Origin of the sequence: Solibacillus sp. FSL R7-0682, from assembly GCF_038005985.1 — a bacterium.
Taxonomy (GTDB): Bacteria; Bacillota; Bacilli; order Bacillales_A; family Planococcaceae; genus Solibacillus.
Map to the genome: position 1 here is coordinate 1783591 of NZ_JBBOUI010000001.1, position 17747 is coordinate 1801337.

The window sequence follows — 17747 nt, forward strand, 5'->3', positions numbered from 1 at the left end:
GCGGAAGTGGATACATATGAGCTAACCCAAATCATGCAAGAACATGGCGATTATTTAGTAAAGCTTTCTTATATTTATGTGAAAAATTGGAGTATGGCAGAGGAGATTGTACAAGATGTTTTTGTGAAATTTTATGAAACGCATGGGCAATATGAACAGCGTGCAACATTAAAAACATATTTAGCAAAGATGACTATTAATAAAAGCTACGATTATTTGAGAAGCGTAAAAGGACGAATGAAAATGTTACGTCAAATGTGGAACACAGCTGAGCTATCTCGTCCATCAGTTGAGCAGGAAACATTAATCATGCTAACAAAAAATCAAATTGCCAATGAAGTCTTTAAGTTACCGCTCAAATATCGTGAAGCGGTTGTACTATATTATTATGATGAAATGACAAGTAGGGAGATCGCTGAACTGTTGGTTGTATCAGAAAATACTATAAAAACCCGTTTGAGGCGGGCGCGTGAATTGTTGAAGCCGAAGCTTATAGATTTTCAAAGTGAGGTGACAGTAGATGACTAAAATAAAGCAACAACTGAAAAATGTTTTAGACAAAAGAGAGCGCTTTACAAAACAAAATGAACTGGCCGTGTTAGCTCGTATTCAAAAAGAGAAACGAACTGTTAAAATTCCATTTATTTTGATTAGCTTTGTTGCACTTACAATTCTCTTTATCGCACTCATAAGTCGTCCCAATGATCCAATTGTTACAGCGAGTGAGGCTTCACTTTTTAACTATATAGAGCAAACAACGGGGCAAGGTGTGGAAGTACTTTATAAAGAAATGGGTGTTCAAGAAAAAAATGATGCTATCGTCGTATATCAACTGAAAAATAATGAGCAAGTGCTTACGACAGAGTATGTACAATTTCACGATAATAAATGGCAACAAGTGCATAGTATTGATCTTCCTATACAAGCACCATACTTATGGCAATCTACAAATAGTGTACCGTATTTAACAACGGGAATTATTTTAAACAGAGATGTGAAAACAGTCATAGTAGGAGAAAAGGAAGCGCAATTAATTGAGTTAAATAAAGAATGGCTTTATTACTTTAGCTTTTCACAACAGCAAGCAAACCGTGTTGTTGTGAAGTATAGCGACGGAAATTACGAGCGTCTTCAAGGGGAGATGGAAACAGAGTCATTAAGCATACCTTATGCTTCAATGACATCGAATACACAAACCATTATTACGTATTTATCTGATACGATGGATCAAGGGAAGCACGATTACACCGCATATCCGATCGTAGTAGATTCAAAAATTAATAAGTTACAGCGTAAAGATGTGATGTTGTATGAAAATGTAGAAGGACAAAACATCATTAGTCGCATTATAGGCTTACCAGGAGAACGTTTAGAAATACAAAATGGTACAGTCGTTATCAATCAGATTCCGTATAATGACTATTATGGATATGCAAAAATCGGAGGAGAGCAAGTAGTTGAATCCTACATAGAAAAGGTAGGGAATGCGATTGAAAATGAAGATGCGGTAAAAGCATTATTCGATTATACGATGCCTGAAATTCTTTTAAATGATAATGAAGTATTGGTCGTCCCTGATAACTGGATGCGTGGGAAAATTGAAGTAATTTCATTGGCAAACATAAAAGGTCAGGTGCTTGGCTATGAAGCGAGCACAGTGGCAAAAAAGATTTGGACCGATAAAGAAATTCAGCTCTATAACACGTTTAAAGATCAGTACAATTCAGAAGTCTTTCGTGATGAGTCTCCTATAACCATTGCACGTGTTTATTTATACGCAAGCTTTCTTCATGATGAGCAAACTGTTTATCGGTTGTTAACGACTCGTGAAAACTATATTGTTTGGTCAGAAGAAGAGCATATGAAACCAAAACCGGAGTTTGAAAATCAAACTGCAAGCAAACAGGCAGTCCAAAATGCGAGTTCCTTATTAACCGGAGAATTTAAAATGCTAGATGATTACAGTGGTTATATAGATTTCGTGGTAGATGATGAAAAGCAAGGCTTTCAAATGATTTTAAATGAATCGGGCATTTGGCAAGTCGCATTTATGCCGATGCAGTAATATATGATCTTTAAAGAGAATAGGAATAGGATGTTTTAAGTAGTTCCAATTCATTTATTAGAGGTGTTTGATTATCAGAGCAGTTACTGATGGTCAAACGCCTTTTAATTTTTAATATACGTAATAGCTAAGATCTATAAATTAGAAAATTATTGGAAATAAATGTTGACGATTTGTATCAGCTGCCGATATACTATTTATATCAGCACTCGATATATCATCTGTCGATAATAAAGGAGGGATTTGGATGCATCAGCCGTTAACGGAAGGCATTTATTACATTTTGCTCGCACTATATGAACCGAGGCACGGCTACGGCATCATGCAAGTAGTAGAAGAATGGAGTGATGGTCGCGTGAAGCTAGGGGCCGGAACGACATACGGTGCACTAAAAAATTTGCAAGAAAAAAAATTTATTGAAACTTTAGAGGGGGAAGGACGTAAAAAAGAGTATGTAATCACCGAGCTAGGGAAGGAAATCGTTGAAATCGAAGTGCAACGCTTACAAGAATTGCATGACAATGGACGGAAAATTATTTCAAGGTCGGGAGGGTTATTAGAATGAGAAAGTTCAAATTGTTTTTTGATGAAACGAAGGAAGAACAGTGGGTTAACGACATGTCACAGCAAGGTTGGCATTTAAAGAATCATCGTATTTTTTTGTACATATTTGAAAAAGGTGAGCCTGGGCAATACGTTTACCGATGTGATATGTTAGAAGGATTTGGCTACAGTAAAGTAGCGAAAGACTATATTGACTTCGTCGAAGGAACTGGCGCAGAGCTTGTGTACAAAAAACTTCACTGGGTTTATTTTCGTCAACATCGTAATGTAGGTCCATTTGAGCTTTATTCAGATACTTCTTCAAAACTTATGCTCATAAATCGCGTACTAATGTTATACATTGCTTTAGCACTTATCGGTTTATTGTTAGCGATTATTAATGGCGGTGCAAGTCTATACGGGGAAGTGCTTCATCTGAATGATTTTTTTGCGGGAGTCGGAACGGGTATTTTTGCTGTCATGCTTATTCCTATTACAATGCTCCTCATTCGAAGACGTAATTTGAAAAAGAAAATGGCACTATATGAAGTGTAGGGAGGAAAAGAAATGGTGTTGCAACTAACAGGCGTGACGAAGCGTTATAAAGATTTTACAGCGGTGGATCACTTAAACTTTACGATCGAAAAAGGCGAAATATTTGGTCTAATCGGTCAAAATGGTGCGGGTAAAACGACAACATTCCGCATGATTTTAGATTTGCAGGACACGACAGAAGGAACAATTACGTGGGATGGTCAGCCTATTAAGAAAGTTAACCGTGATATTTTAGGGTATTTACCAGAGGAGCGCGGTATTTTCCCGCAAATGAAAGTCGAGGAGCAGCTATATTTCTTCGGTGAGCTGAGAGGAATGAACCGTGAGCAATTAAAGGCGGACATCGATTTTTGGATTCAACGTTTTGATCTAGAAGAAAAGCGTCACGTCAAGGCAGAAACATTATCAAAAGGGAATCAGCAAAAGGTACAGCTCATTGCGAGTTTTATTCATAAGCCAAAATTTTTAATTTTAGATGAGCCATTCAGTGGACTGGACCCAGTGAATATGGAGCTATTAAAAAATGCGATTTTATATTTAAAGGACCAAGGGATGACGATTTTATTTTCTAGTCATCAAATGGATAATGTGGAGGAGCTTTGTGACCACTTATGCTTATTAAAACGTGGTGAATCATTATTTTCAGGTTCACTGCTTGATTTGAAAAAGCAATATGGTAAAACGAAATTAACAGTGCGCACCGATCAATCTTTTGAGGAGCTTTCGCAATATCCAGGTGTAAATCATGTGAAAATTGAGCGTGATGGGCAAGTTGTCCTGACGTTAGAAGATGAATCTTATGCGCCAGCACTTTTTGAAATCTTCTCAAATGGAGCATATATTGAAAAATTCAGCTTGGATTATTTAACATTGCATGAAATTTTCAAAGAAAAGGTAGGTGCTGGTCTTGTCTAAATTTAGCGTACTTGTGAAGCAATTATATAAGCAAAAAATTCGTACAAAATCCTTTATTTTAACAACACTTCTTTATTTAGTCGTATTGTCAGCCATTATGTTCTGGTCAGAAATTAAGGAATTTTTCTTCTCAGGTGAGGAGGATACGATTGCAATAGTCAATGAAACAAATTTTGATGTGGCCCAAATTTTACAAGCAAACGAAAGCTATGAGTGGGAGTTTGTAAGTACGGATGGCATTGCTGACAAATTAGAAGAGGGCGATTATTATGCAGCCTTCACGCTGACAGATGAAGCAGGGAAGTTAGCAACGAAAATTGAATCATACGATCCACTTCCATTAAATGACCAGCAAGATTTTACGAGTATTTTAAGCCAAGTCGGACAAATGTATGCAATGGGGCAATTAGATTTAACTCAAGAGCAACAGCAGCTTTTACTTTCGACGGAACCAATTATTACTCTTGAAGCAATTAACGAGGAAGCAACAGATGGGAAGTCCACTGATGAAAAGATGGCGGGAGTATTTATTTCTTATGCCATTGGGATCATCATTTACATGTTTGTTGCAACATACTTATCGATGATTACAACAGAAGTGGCGTCAGAAAAAGGTTCTCGCGCGTTAGAAATGCTTTTAGTAAGTGTAAAACCTGAAACTCATTTCCGCGCAAAGCTTGCAGGTGTGTCTTTAGTGGCGCTGACGCAGTTTGTTATTTTGTTTGGCGGGCTACTTGCTTTATTACGTTTTACAGACAATGGTAGCAAATGGACGATGGTCACAGATTTACTTGATTCCTTATCAGCAAGCTATTTCTTATATGTTGTCGGCTTCTTGTTCTTTACAATTTTCTTGTATTTAATTATTGGTGCATTATTTGGCTCCCTTGTTGCCAAGGTAGAAGAAGCAGGGCAAGTGATGATGCCAGCGTTAATGCTTACATTTCTTGGGTTTTATGTTATGCTTTCAGGAATGGGCAATCCAGATACGATGCTAATTAAAGTCTTCTCCTATATTCCATTTACATCGGGCATGGTTATGCCGATGCGAATCGGTGCGACAGACATTTCAGCAATTGCGCCATTAATCAGTTTTGCTATATTAGTCGCAACAACGGCGTTCTTATATTTCATCAGCTTAACGTTCTATAAACGAAGTGTGTTAACGTATTCATCAGGTGGTATTATTCAAAAAATTAAAACAGTCTTTAAAGTCACGACATAACGGTTAGAGTAGCGTTTCACAGTTAATCGTAGTACACTTAAGACGTACGTAGAGATTTGTCTTTTCGACAAGTCTCTTTTTTATTGAACGTAAATTAAAGGTTAGGATGACATGATGAGACAAATAGTAGAACTACATGTGGATGCAAAAGCAATTAAAGATTTAACGAATGGCTATCCATTAATTTTAAAGGATGCAATTGCAACAACAGAAGTATCGATTGAAGAAGGCAGTATACTGCATTTAGTCGATAAAAATGGCGGTTACATTGCAACAGGCTATTACGGTGCGCAAAATAAAGGAATTGGCTGGGTATTAACGCGCAAGGAAAAAGAAAAGATCGACGTAAAATTTTTCGCCAAGAAAATTCGTGAAGCAGCAGAAAAGCGTGCAAACTTTTTTGCTTCTGAAGATACGACAGCATTCCGTGTTTTTAATGGAGAAGGCGACGGAATCGGTGGATTAACGATTGATTTCTTCAACGGCTTTTATATGGTGAGTTGGTATAGTGAAGGAATTTATTCGTTCCGCGATGAAGTATATGAAGCATTAAATGAAACACTGAATACACGAGGTGTATACGAAAAGCTAAGATTCAATACGAACGGCCAATACATCGAGCAAGATGATTTTGTATCTGGTGAAAAGGGCGAGTTCCCATTAATCGTTCAGGAAAATGGCATGAATTATGCGGTGGATTTAAATGACGGCGCGATGACAGGTATTTTCTTAGATCAACGTAATGTACGTAAAACATTACGAGATAACTATTCAATGGACAAAACGGTGCTAAATACTTTCTCTTATACAGGCGCATTTTCTGTTGCGGCAGCAATGGGTGGTGCAGCGGGAACGACAAGTGTCGATCTAGCCAAACGTAGTCTAGCAAAAACAATTGAGCAGTTTGCCGTGAATGGCATTGACTATGAATCCCAAGACATTAAAGTGATGAATGTATTTGATTATTTCAACTATGCCGCACGTAAAGGCTTGAAATTTGATGTAGTAGTCCTTGATCCACCAAGCTTTGCACGAACAAAGAAAATGACATTCAGCACAGCGAAGGATTATCCGAAATTATTAATGGATGCATTAGCGATTACGAACGATAAAGGAATCATTGTGGCTTCAACGAACAACGCAAGCTTTAACCTGAAGAAGTTTAATGGGTTTATTGAAAAAGCCTTTGCTGAATCAAACAAAAAATACAAAATTTTAGAACAGCATCAGCTTCCAGAAGATTTTACAATTCCACACAACTTCCCTGAGTTTAATTACTTAAAGGTCGTCATTATTCAAGTATTATAGTGAAATTTCAATCAAGTGGACTTTAGGAGGTAATTAGATGAAATACAATAAAACAATCATGTTAAAATTGATTAATGAACATCGGGAACTACATGATGAGCTCAAAAAATTAAAATCAGAAATGGGCTTAGAAAAAAACTTTGCGGTAAAAGCACTGTATCATTCTGCTGTCGCAGATAATGGCCCATATATGCAGGATTATCAAGATTTAGAGCGATTAAAATAAGAAACATAAGCGCGGTGCCAATTTAATTTGGTACCGCGTATTTTTTTGGTTCTATAAAATTATTGGTTCTATAATATTTGTTGGGGTATCTATTCAATTTGTGCAAAAAAAAAGAACAAGATCATCCTTTTTTATATACTTGAATTGTCGAGAAACAAGTAATGGAAAGGTGATTTGTGCTATATGAATATCCCAGGATTAAAAGGTGGAATCATAGAAAATTGTGAGCAGTTACAAAACAGTAATTCGTCGCTTTAAAAATGTTGTACAAACAATGCCAAAAGGCAGGAAGTATGAACACTTCAAAGCAAAAGTACTATTAAGTAGAGTATATAAAGAAGTAGATATACACCTTGGTTAACAGAGAGTTGATTGGAATGGAGGGCGGCAGACTCCTGCGGGAACAGCACGTGCGGAAAATCCACTACCAACGGGACGCTTCCCGTTGGTAGTTAGTTGGAGCCGTGCCCGCGGAAAGCGTCCGCCCGTAATGGAAATCAACGGACTTGTTTAGAAAAAAGGTAGTGCCAATTGATGAATCATTATGACATTACCCCAACATTTTACTTAGAACCATTTTCTTGAAATTAAATAAAATGTCCCCTTTTGAATTTTTTCTTGTAATAAGTATTAAAAAGGGGGAGAAGTTAAATGCGCTATTTAAAACAGTATCAATCATTTTCTACAATTACGGAAATGGATGCACATGTAAAAAAGCATTTAAAGCAGAACGAATTAACGAAGTCTGAACAGGCCATTTTACGAGCAATCAGTCAGCATGCACTCTCAACACCAGGCGTAGCCCATTTAAAAGCAAAAACAATTGCGGATAAGCTTAATATTACAACAAAAACCGTCTATCGATCTGTAAAAAATATGCAACAACTACAGATTATAAATAAACTACCACAGACAAAAATGAATGGAATTAAAGGGGCTAACATTTATATTATTTATCCCTATGTCCCATCGGAAATGTCCGATCGGGCAATCGATAAAAATTGTCATGGCAGTAAGGACGGACTACCACTCCAAACAACTCAATCTATATTCTTTCAATCTTTTATTAGTAGTAATAAATTATATAAAGCAAATCGGTCAAATGCTTTTCATGAAAAGTTAATTCAGTTGTATTCAGATTGGCCGATAGAGCAAGAAATTTACGAACAACTCACACAAGCCATTCCTCAGCTATCAATCGAAAATGAAGTGGATTATGACCGTGCAAAGCGCGTCATATTAGAAGTTGTCGTTCGTGTACAAACGGGAGCTATTACAATCCATAGTAGTTTTTCTGCTTTTTTAATTGGAGCTTATAATAAATGGTCACTTCTCCCATTGAAAGAGGATGTCCAACAAGAAACAAGGAAGCGCCCGGTACCTTTTTATAACTGGCTTGAAATTCGAGAATGAATTTAATTCGGATTCCGAAAAAAATTCCATTCAGATATATCAAAATATTAAAATTTTTGTTAAAATAGTGGAACTTGAGTAAAAAAGAGGGTGAAATGAATGAAGGTATTTTTTAAGCTAGGGTGGTTTTTTAAAGAGCGTAAATGGCAATATGCGATTGGGTTACTAATGCTGACGTTAGTCGCAATTTTACAGCTCATCCCACCGAAAATCATCGGTTATACAATTGATGAAATTGGTGCAGGAACGTTAACAAAGGCAAGTTTATTTAAGTTTATAGTGGTGATTGTCTTCGTTGCACTCGGAATGTACGTACTACGCTATTATTGGAGACAGATGATTTTTGGATCATCGAACTATTTAGCACGGACACTTCGACAAAAGCTGCATCGTCATTTCTCAAAAATGTCGCCTTCCTTTTATCAAAAGCATCGTGTTGGTGATTTAATGGCCCATGCGACAAATGATATAAGTGCCGTGCAGCAAACAGCTGGTGGTGGAGTGTTAACGCTGTTTGACTCAATTACGACTGGTGGATTTGTTATTTTAGCAATGGCGATTACAATCGATTGGCGGCTTACGCTTATTGCACTAATTCCAATGCCATTAATGGCACTATCAACAACGTATTATGGGAAGCTTCTACATGAGCGCTTCCGACACGCACAAGCGGCCTTTTCAGATTTGAATGATAAAACACAAGAAAGTATTACCGGAATTAAAGTGTTAAAAACATTTGGACAAAAGCAACAGGATGTAGATGATTTTACACGTCTATCGGATGAAGTAGTTGAGAAAAACTTAAAAGTGGCGAAAATAGATTCATTATTCGATCCGACGATTAGCTTTGTAGTAGGCTTAAGCTTTTTACTTAGCTTAGGATTTGGTACGAAATTCATTTTAGAAGATGCCATGACAGTCGGTGATTTAATTGCCTTTACGACCTATTTGAATATTCTTGTATGGCCAATGTTAGCGATTGGGATGCTCTTTAATATTGTGGAGCGCGGTAGTGTATCCTATGATCGGATTGAACGATTACTAAATGAGCCAATTGAAATCGATGATAAAAAAGATGCGATTTCAGTAATGCCTTCTGGGGATATTGAATTTCATATTGATTCCTTTACATTCCCAGGAGATGAAAAGCCTTCGTTACATAATGTTCATTTCGAATTAAAACGTGGGGAAACACTAGGTATTGTCGGAAAAACCGGAGCAGGGAAAACTTCGATTTTAAAACTTATTTTACGAGAGTTTGAAGGCTATGATGGAGACATTCGCTTTGGTCAACATAGTATTACAGATTACGAAAAATTAAAACTTCGGGAAGCAATTGGCTATGTGCCTCAAGATCATTTCTTATTTTCTGCAAGTATTTTTTCGAATATCGCCTTTGCCAATGCAGATGCCACAATTCATGAGGTGCGTGAAGCAGCAAAACTTGCCTATATTGACGAAGATATAATGGGCTTCTCTGATGATTATAAAACAGTTGTAGGGGAGCGAGGCGTTTCATTATCTGGTGGACAAAAGCAACGTATTTCCATTGCGCGAGCATTACTAATGAAGCCAGAGTTGCTTATTTTAGATGATTCCTTATCGGCAGTTGATGCACGTACAGAGGAAGCAATCTTACAAGCATTAAAAGAAGAGCGGAAAAATGCAACGACAATTATTACATCGCATCGCTTAAGCGCCATTCAACAAGCCCATACAATCATTGTTGTGGATAATGGGACGATTATTGAAAAGGGAACTCATGAACAATTAATGGCTCTAAAAGGAAGTTATTATGAAATGTACGAATTGCAGCAATTGGAACAATTAGTGGAGCAAGGAGGGGATGGACATGGCGAATGAACAAGTGACAGAAACAATATCAAGTAAGGAACAAAGCGTTGTTTTAAAGCGATTATTAACCTATTTAAAGCCGCATAAAAAGCTGTTATTTGTCGCGCTTTTCCTCCTTACTTTAACTGTTATTGGTGATATGGTAGGTCCTTATTTAATTAAAGTATTTATTGATGATTACTTAATGATCGGCAATATTAATCTACAGCCAGTATTGACATTAGCGATTAGCTATTTTGTCATTCAATTGTTAAATGTAGTGATTACGTATTATCAGCATATTAAATTCCAGGAGCTTGCCCTGAAAATTATTCAGCAACTACGGATTGATGTATTTTCAAAAATACATCAGCTCGGGATGCGCTATTTTGACCAAGTGCCTGCGGGATCGATTGTATCAAGAGCTACGAATGATACAGAAGCGATTAAAGATATGTTCGTGTCGGTACTTATTAGTTTTGTACAAGCAGCATTTTTAATTGTCGGAGTTTACATTGCAATGTTTTTATTAAATCCAAAGCTTGCCTTAGTGATGCTGTTACTTTTACCAATCATCATTTATATTATCTACTTATACCGCAAGCTAAGTTCGGTCGTCTATATGCGGATGCGAGAAAAGCTAGGGCAATTAAATGCACGACTTTCTGAAACTTTATCCGGGATGAGTATTGTCCAAGCGTTTCGTCAAGAAAAACGTTTCAATGATGATTTCGATACAATCAACGAAGAACATTATAATGCGATGATGGCAAATACAAAAATGAATAGCTTATTGCTACGTCCAATTATCGATTTAGTGTATTTTACCGCGATTATCATTTTACTGTTTTATTTCGGCTGGACATCATTCGATACAGCAGTTGAAGTAGGGGTTGTTTATGCGTTTGTCACGTATATGAACCGTTTCTTTGATCCAATCAATCAAATGATGGAGCGTTTAGCAATTTTCCAACAGGCAATTGTTGCTGCATCTCGTGTATTCGCATTAATGGATAACGATGAATTAGAGCCAAAGCAGCAAAATGAAATGAAGTCTGTAACAAATGGATGTATTGAATTTAAAAATGTATCCTTTAGTTATGATGGCAAACAGGATGTACTGAAAAACATTTCATTTACGGTAAATCCAGGGGAAACAGTGGCATTGGTAGGACATACAGGTAGTGGGAAGAGCTCAATTATTAACTTGTTAATGAGATTTTATGAATTTGAACGAGGTGAAATCTTAATCGATGGTGAGTCAATTAAGAGCTACCCTCAGCAAGAATTGCGAGATAAAATGGGCTTAGTATTACAAGATCCATTCCTGTTTTATGGCACAATTGCCTCCAATATTCGTCTCTTTAATGACAAGCTGTCACTACAGGATGTGAAAGAAGCAGCGGAATTTGTACAGGCAAATGACTTTATTGAGGCACTTCCGGATGGTTATCAAAACCGTGTAACAGAGCGTGGCTCAACGTTCTCTAGTGGACAACGTCAATTAATCGCCTTTGCTCGTACAATTGCGACGAACCCGAAAGTTCTAGTTCTTGATGAAGCGACCGCAGCGATCGATACTGAAACGGAAGTCGGCATTCAGCAATCTCTAGAAAAGATGCGAAAAGGAAGAACAACGATTGCGATTGCGCACCGATTATCAACGATTCAAGATGCCGAACAAATTTTAGTGCTGCATAAAGGCGAAATCGTCGAGCGCGGAACCCATCAAGAGCTACTTGCTCAAAAAGGTTTATATGAAAAAATGTTTTTACTGCAAAATGGTATTGTAAACGAGTAAGGAAGTTAATTAGCACAGTAAAAAAAACGCTGACATTTTCTCACGAGGGGAGATGTCAGCGTTTTATACGTTGGTATTCTATTTCTATATACACATTCGTGCGGAAGACAATTATAAAGTCCCGCCAGAGCCGCCATCCATATTAATCGCAGTTCCTGTAATATAGCTTGCCGCATCACTTGCTAAAAAGACAATGGCATTTGCTGCCTCTTCGGTATTACCGATGCGGCCAAGCGGTATGTTTTTACCAATTTCTTTTGAATATGTTTCCCATGATTCATTTGGCATCGCCTTTTTCCATCGTGCTTCAATTTGACTACTTCGAATAAGACCAATACATACCGCATTGACACGAATATTGTATTTCCCAAGATCATTACTCATTGCCTTCGTCAGAGCAAGTCCGGCAGCACGACTTACTGTTGTCGGTAAACTGCCTGCAGGAGGGGTTTTTGCAAGTACAGCCGATAAGTTGACAATCGAGCCTTGTCCAGCCGCCTTCATATGCTCAATTGCGTATTTTGAAGTATGAATGGCTCCAAACAGCTTTAAGTCTAAATCCGATTGCCATAACGCCGCATCGACCTCCTCAAAGCTATTTGCAGATGCTGTACCCGCATTGTTAATTAGTATTTCTAGCTTCCCGTAATGGGCAACCGTTTGTTCCACAATCTGTTTACAGTTCTCTTCTTTAGAAATGTCGGTTGCGATAGTGAAGATTTCAATCCCAGTTTGCTCCTTAATGAAGGCTTTTGCCTCCGCAAGCCCTTTTTCGCCACGTGCAACTATCGCTACTTGAGCACCTTCTTTCACGAATTGAAGTGCACTATATAAACCAATTCCTTTACTGCCACCGGTTACTAACACCGTTTTTCCTTGTAAGCCTAATTCCATCATTCATACCTCCAATCGATTTTCTACAAATCTATTGTAACAAAACTTTCTGAATAATTTAAAATATTTAGAAGGAAATTTCTAGTACCGAATTATTTTATAGGCACCGACATTTACATATGAAAATTCGACAACTATAATGGAGACACTTGGTTGGACAACTCGTACAATCATTGAATGACATACAGAAAAATTCTTTATGTGTTTTTCTATTATTAAAGAGGTGCAGTAATGACGGATTACAAAAAAGGTATATTCTATGCGATAGGGGCATACCTAATGTGGGGAATGATTCCTCTATATTGGAAGCAGATTGATACGGTTTCAAGTATTGAAATTTTGGTCAGTCGCGTTATTTGGTCGTTTCTATTAACGGCATTTTTTATTTTAATTATCGGGCAACGAAAAGCGTTACTTGCAGACATTCGCTATTTATGGGCGAATCAAAAGCAATTTTGGTCTTTATTTGTTGCATCCATTATTATATCGATTAACTGGGGCGTTTATATTTGGGCCGTGAATAATGATCAGCTCATTCAAGCTAGCTTAGGCTATTATATTAATCCGCTTATTTCAGTTGTTTTTGGTTTAATTTTTTTCCAAGAAAAATTATCGATGGCAACCATTGTTTCTGTGAGCATTGCTGGGTTTGGTGTATGTGTTATGGCATTTTCAGGTGGGACATTTCCATGGATTTCTCTAACGCTTGCAATTAGCTTTGCGTTTTATGGCGTATTAAAAAAGAAAATTCAGCTTGATGCAACACGTGGACTAGCTATTGAAACATTATATATAGTGCCGCTTGCAATGGGCGTGTATTTGTATTTAATGAATTCAACAGAAGTAGCATTTATGCACGTTGATTGGAAAACAAATTTATTTCTAATTGGAAGTGGGGTTGTAACAGCACTTCCGCTTATACTATTTGCAAAGGGAGCTCAAAAAATTCCATTGTACTTAATGGGGTTCATTCAATTTTTATCGCCAACAATCAGTTTGATTCTCGGGGTTGTTGTTTTTAAAGAACCATTCACGGCAATTGAATCATTTACATTCGGTTGTATATGGTTGTCCGTCCTAATCTTTTCTCTATCAAAATTCGTCGAAGCAAGAAAGCGATATGTAAGAGTATAAGGAGAAAAATGCCTCATAAGCTATAACTTATGGGGTCTTTTTATTGTTTAAAGTTATATGGAAATGAATAATTAGTATAAAGCTGTATTGTATGACACAAAATGTGCTTAAACGCTAGTATTTATCACCGAAATTGAAACTCACTTTTAGCGCTTTTAGCCATTTATTTTTGAGTTTCTTCATATATTTCGTTTTTCCAATTGTTTTGATGGAATCTTTGTGCTATCGTTGCTAATTGAATGATATGTGAAAGTGTGAACTTTCGTAATTACATATTCACTGTAAAAATATATTGTGATGGCAAAGGAGAGTTATTATGTCAGAAATGAATAATCAACAGGTAGAAAAATTATCTGTGACACAAGAGCAATTAGATGTTCTTGATCAATTATTAAAGCCAGAGGTACAAGCTTCATTAAATACGCTTGTTGAAAACTTACCGAAATTAGCTGAAATGACAACTTTATTAACGAAATCATATGACTTCGCTACAGCAGTAGCAACAGATGAAACGTTAAAAAATGATACAGTTGCAGCTGTAACAGAAATGGCTGCACCCGTAGTAGGTACTGCAAAATCTTTAGCACAAATTACGATTGAAGCTAAAGACCGTGCAGAAGAAAGCAATGAAACAGTAGGTATTTTCGGATTAATGAAAATGCTTAAAGACCCACAAGTACAAGGCGTATTACGTTTCGCGAATGCCTTTTTAGCAGTTAGCGCTGAGCGTAAAGCAAACAAATAATTCGCATACTCAAATAAATGGAGGATTCAATCACTATGTCAAAAGAGATCGTTATTTTAGGTGCTGGATTTGCGGGTGTATTATCTGCGCTTACAGCTCGTAAATATTTAACTGCTGATGAAGCAAAAATTACAGTAGTCAACCAATTCCCAACACACCAAATCATTACAGAATTACACCGTTTAGCTGGTGGTACGATTAATGAAGGTGCTGTTGCATTACCGTTAGCAAAAATCTTTAAAGGTAAAGACATCAACCTTGAAATCGCGAAAGTGAACAGCTTTGATGCGAATTCAAAAAAAGTTGAATTATCAACTGGCAAAACATTATCATACGATACATTAGTTGTTTCTTTAGGTAGCCAAACTGGTTTCTTCGGTATCCCAGGCTTAGAAGAAAATTCATTTGTATTAAAATCAGTAGAAGAAGCAAACCAAATTCGTGAGCACATTGAAGCTCGCATTAAAGCATATGCGCAAACAAAAGATGAAGCGGATGCAACAATCGTTATCGGCGGTGGTGGTCTAACAGGTGTTGAGCTTGTTGGTGAAATCGTAGACCACTTCCCGAAAGTAGCTGCGAAATACGGTGTGAAATTTGAAGACCTAAAAATTAAGCTAGTAGAAGCTGGTCCTCGTATTTTACCAGTATTCCCTCCAAACTTAATTGATCGTGCAACAGAATCTTTATCGAAACGTGGCGTAGAGTTTATTACATCAACTCCTGTAACAGGTGTTAAAGGGAATGTGATTGAGCTTAAAGACCGTGAGCCAATCGTAGCAAACACTTTAGTATGGACTGGTGGAGTAGCACCACTACCATTAGTAGGTGAATCAGGCTTAGAATGTGACCGTGGCAAAGCGTTAATTAACGACTTCCTACAATCTACATCTCACCCAGAAGTATTTGTTATCGGTGATGCATCTGCACACATTCCAAACCCAGGTGATCGCCCAACATACGCGCCAACAGCACAAGTTGCATGGCAGCAAGGTGAGCAAGCTGGTTACAACATCTTTGCTCAAATGACTGGCGCTGATATGAAGGAATTCAAATTCACAAACTCTGGAACATTAGGTAGTTTAGGTCGTAAAGACGCGATCGCTACAATCGGTGCAAACAATACACAATTAGTAGGCTTACCAGCTTCATTAATGAAGGAAGCTTCAAACATTCGTTACATGACGCATATTAAAGCGTTATTCGGCTTAGCATACTAAAAAATAGTGTTGAAGCACGTCTAGCATGACAGACTTAGAAGAGTCTAATAGCTAGTGCTTTCACACAAGAAAGAGCATCCAAAAAGTTATTCACTTTTTGGATGCTCTTTTAAATCCATTTTTTCTTTAAAATACTTTGTAATTTTTCATAATCGTCTATACCAAGAGTTTGCTCGATTTGTTGCTCGAGAAGCTGCTGTACTTGTAAGTTTTTTTCATAAATATCTAATCCAGTAGAAGTCATTGAAATTTCATAACGAACTTTAGAATTAGTCATTAACGTTAATTGTAAAAGATTTTTATCAACTAAATTCTTCACCATTTTATGGGCAGCTTGCTTCGAGATTTCATTTCGCTTCATAATTTCTGGAATGGAATTGGCACCTTCTTTAACAGCATTTAAACAAATCCATTCCGAATTGGATAAAGGTAGGTGATGCTCTTCGTGCCAAGTCGCGACGATGAAATCACGTAACGTTTTATAGTGTTTATAGAGATGTTCGATCGTATTATTCATAGTATCCCTCCAATTTTCACTATAAAACGAGACGGACTTTAAGTCAATTAAGTTGACCAAAAAGAAAAACTTCTTTATGATTAAAGTAAACTTAGTTGACTATTGGAGGGAATAACATGTACGCAATTGGTGATACAGCCTTTTACGGAACGAACGGCATTTGTACAATAAAAGATATTCAAGAGAAACAATTTCAAGGGGAAAGCCAGCTATATTATGTATTAGAGTCAAATGTTTACCCCGCATTGGTTTTATATCATCCCGTTCATACAGAGAATTCAAAGCTACAAAAAATTATACCGCAACAATTGGCGGAAGAAATTATTTCGGTGTTCTCTCAAAGTCCAGGCGAATGGAATGAACGTCATGCAGTACGAATGCAACTTTTTAAATCTACTATAGATACTAGAGATCATTTAAAAATTGCTCAACTTTTGAATACCATCCTTCGAAAACAACAAGAATTAAAGGCCATGGATAAAAAACTTAATCAACAAGATATGCAAATGGCTCAACAAATATCGACGATTTTATATGATGAACTTGCGCTAGTCTTAAATATGTCAAAAGTTGAAGTAGCAAACAAAATCGATACACTTATTCAGCAATAATATAAAGAAAATACAAAAAATTCAATAAATTCCTTCTCGAAATCGATATCACATATTACAATATTAGGTAAGTGAACGAAAGGGAGGATAAGATATGTTAGTAAAACAAAAGCAAATGAAGAAAACGGATGTTGTTTTCGTTAAAGAGACTGACGCCATTTCAGATGTACTCGAAAAATTAAATACGAGTGGCTATCGTTGTATTCCGGTATTAGACGAAGCAGGAGAAAAATTTGTTGGTAATATATACAAAGTAGAAGTTTTGGCTTATATGTTAAAAAACGGGGATATGACTACATCCGTTAAAGGATTAACAGAGGAACATGAGGCATTCATTCATGAAAACAGCTCATTTTTTGAAGTATTTCAATCAATCAAGCAGTTGCCATATTTAGCAGTTGTAGATACGAACGGTGATTTTTCTGGTATTTTACCACATTCAAAAGTTTTTGAGCTTCTGGAGGAAGCGTGGGGTTATAAAACAGGCAGCTGTGCTTTGACAATTGCTCTACCAGATACGGATGGTATTTTGATTAAAGTGCTTACAGCAGTAAAAAAGATTTGGCAGTTACACTGTGTATTCTCTCTAGATGATGACACGACTTATTTACGACGCGTAATTATTACGTTACGAAAAGGGGCAACGGAATCAACTGTACATGAAATTGAAGCTGCCCTAAAAAAGAACGGTGCACGTATTATTGATATTGAAGTGTTTGATAAAGAAAATTTCTAATTACTT

The 17747-nt window shown here is 36.9% G+C and carries 18 protein-coding genes; 16 read left to right on the forward strand and 2 right to left on the reverse strand.

From position 1 onward, the window contains the following. The first annotated feature begins 6 nt into the window (after nucleotides 1–6). The 11 genes from MKZ17_RS09140 to MKZ17_RS09190 all read left to right on the forward strand — a co-directional run bounded on the left by MKZ17_RS09140 (nucleotide 7) and on the right by MKZ17_RS09190 (nucleotide 11884). Nucleotides 7–528, forward strand: coding sequence for a sigma-70 family RNA polymerase sigma factor (locus MKZ17_RS09140; RefSeq protein WP_340723430.1), 522 nt, complete (start codon nucleotides 7–9; stop codon nucleotides 526–528). After that, nucleotides 521–2065: a S26 family signal peptidase gene (locus tag MKZ17_RS09145; RefSeq protein WP_340723431.1), complete on the forward strand. Its 1545-nt coding sequence runs from the start codon at nucleotides 521–523 to the stop codon at nucleotides 2063–2065. Before MKZ17_RS09140 ends, MKZ17_RS09145 begins: the two co-directional genes overlap by 8 nt. Before the next feature lie 247 nt (nucleotides 2066–2312). Next, entirely contained in the window at nucleotides 2313–2630 is a 318-nt protein-coding gene (locus MKZ17_RS09150) for a PadR family transcriptional regulator (protein ID WP_340723432.1), read from the forward strand. Next, on the forward strand, nucleotides 2627–3163 hold the full coding sequence (locus MKZ17_RS09155; RefSeq protein ID WP_340723433.1) for a DUF2812 domain-containing protein: 537 nt from the start codon (nucleotides 2627–2629) through the stop codon (nucleotides 3161–3163). The genes MKZ17_RS09150 and MKZ17_RS09155 overlap by 4 nt, the downstream gene beginning before the upstream one ends. A gap of 12 nt (nucleotides 3164–3175) precedes the next feature. Then, the gene (locus MKZ17_RS09160; RefSeq protein ID WP_340723434.1) at nucleotides 3176–4078 is read left to right on the forward strand and encodes an ABC transporter ATP-binding protein; all 903 of its coding nucleotides are present in this window, start codon (nucleotides 3176–3178) and stop codon (nucleotides 4076–4078) included. Then, on the forward strand, nucleotides 4062–5303 hold the full coding sequence (locus tag MKZ17_RS09165; RefSeq protein ID WP_340723435.1) for an ABC transporter permease: 1242 nt from the start codon (nucleotides 4062–4064) through the stop codon (nucleotides 5301–5303). The genes MKZ17_RS09160 and MKZ17_RS09165 overlap by 17 nt, the downstream gene beginning before the upstream one ends. Nucleotides 5304–5417: 114 nt before the next feature. After that, entirely contained in the window at nucleotides 5418–6611 is a 1194-nt protein-coding gene (locus tag MKZ17_RS09170; protein ID WP_340723436.1) for a class I SAM-dependent rRNA methyltransferase, read from the forward strand. Between the two features lie 37 nt (nucleotides 6612–6648). Beyond that, a complete protein-coding gene (locus tag MKZ17_RS09175) occupies nucleotides 6649–6837 on the forward strand; it encodes a hypothetical protein (protein WP_340723437.1) in 189 nt (62 codons plus the stop codon). 651 nt (nucleotides 6838–7488) lie between these two features. After that, nucleotides 7489–8250: a hypothetical protein gene (locus MKZ17_RS09180; protein WP_340723438.1), complete on the forward strand. Its 762-nt coding sequence runs from the start codon at nucleotides 7489–7491 to the stop codon at nucleotides 8248–8250. Between the two features lie 99 nt (nucleotides 8251–8349). Then, on the forward strand, nucleotides 8350–10113 hold the full coding sequence (locus MKZ17_RS09185; RefSeq protein WP_340723439.1) for an ABC transporter ATP-binding protein: 1764 nt from the start codon (nucleotides 8350–8352) through the stop codon (nucleotides 10111–10113). Next, complete coding sequence (locus MKZ17_RS09190; protein ID WP_340723440.1) at nucleotides 10103–11884, forward strand: ABC transporter ATP-binding protein; 1782 nt, start codon at nucleotides 10103–10105, stop codon at nucleotides 11882–11884. The genes MKZ17_RS09185 and MKZ17_RS09190 overlap by 11 nt, the downstream gene beginning before the upstream one ends. Nucleotides 11885–11995: 111 nt before the next feature. Here the strand turns inward: MKZ17_RS09190 and MKZ17_RS09195 are convergent, their stop codons facing one another. After that, entirely contained in the window at nucleotides 11996–12778 is a 783-nt protein-coding gene (locus tag MKZ17_RS09195) for an SDR family NAD(P)-dependent oxidoreductase (protein WP_340723441.1), read from the reverse strand. Nucleotides 12779–13009: 231 nt separating this feature from the next. Between MKZ17_RS09195 and rarD the strand changes: the two genes are divergently transcribed. The 3 genes from rarD (at nucleotide 13010) to MKZ17_RS09210 (ending at nucleotide 15877) form a co-directional block, all read left to right on the forward strand. Next, on the forward strand, nucleotides 13010–13912 hold the full coding sequence (gene rarD / locus MKZ17_RS09200) for an EamA family transporter RarD (protein WP_340723442.1): 903 nt from the start codon (nucleotides 13010–13012) through the stop codon (nucleotides 13910–13912). Between the two features lie 316 nt (nucleotides 13913–14228). Further along, a complete protein-coding gene (locus MKZ17_RS09205) occupies nucleotides 14229–14657 on the forward strand; it encodes a DUF1641 domain-containing protein (protein ID WP_340723443.1) in 429 nt (142 codons plus the stop codon). 35 nt (nucleotides 14658–14692) lie between these two features. Continuing rightward, on the forward strand, nucleotides 14693–15877 hold the full coding sequence (locus MKZ17_RS09210) for an NAD(P)/FAD-dependent oxidoreductase (RefSeq protein WP_340723444.1): 1185 nt from the start codon (nucleotides 14693–14695) through the stop codon (nucleotides 15875–15877). Between the two features lie 109 nt (nucleotides 15878–15986). Here MKZ17_RS09210 and MKZ17_RS09215 read toward each other — a convergent pair whose 3' ends face one another. Beyond that, nucleotides 15987–16394: a MarR family transcriptional regulator gene (locus MKZ17_RS09215; RefSeq protein ID WP_340723445.1), complete on the reverse strand. Its 408-nt coding sequence runs from the start codon at nucleotides 16392–16394 to the stop codon at nucleotides 15987–15989. A gap of 116 nt (nucleotides 16395–16510) precedes the next feature. Here MKZ17_RS09215 and MKZ17_RS09220 point away from each other — a divergent pair, with 116 nt between their 5' ends. Together MKZ17_RS09220 and cbpA are read left to right on the forward strand one after the other, a co-directional pair. Then, on the forward strand, nucleotides 16511–17005 hold the full coding sequence (locus tag MKZ17_RS09220; RefSeq protein ID WP_340723446.1) for a CarD family transcriptional regulator: 495 nt from the start codon (nucleotides 16511–16513) through the stop codon (nucleotides 17003–17005). A 115-nt stretch (nucleotides 17006–17120) separates the two neighbouring features. Continuing rightward, the gene (gene cbpA / locus MKZ17_RS09225) at nucleotides 17121–17741 is read left to right on the forward strand and encodes a cyclic di-AMP binding protein CbpA (RefSeq protein ID WP_445326946.1); all 621 of its coding nucleotides are present in this window, start codon (nucleotides 17121–17123) and stop codon (nucleotides 17739–17741) included. The last annotated feature ends 6 nt before the right edge of the window (nucleotides 17742–17747 follow it).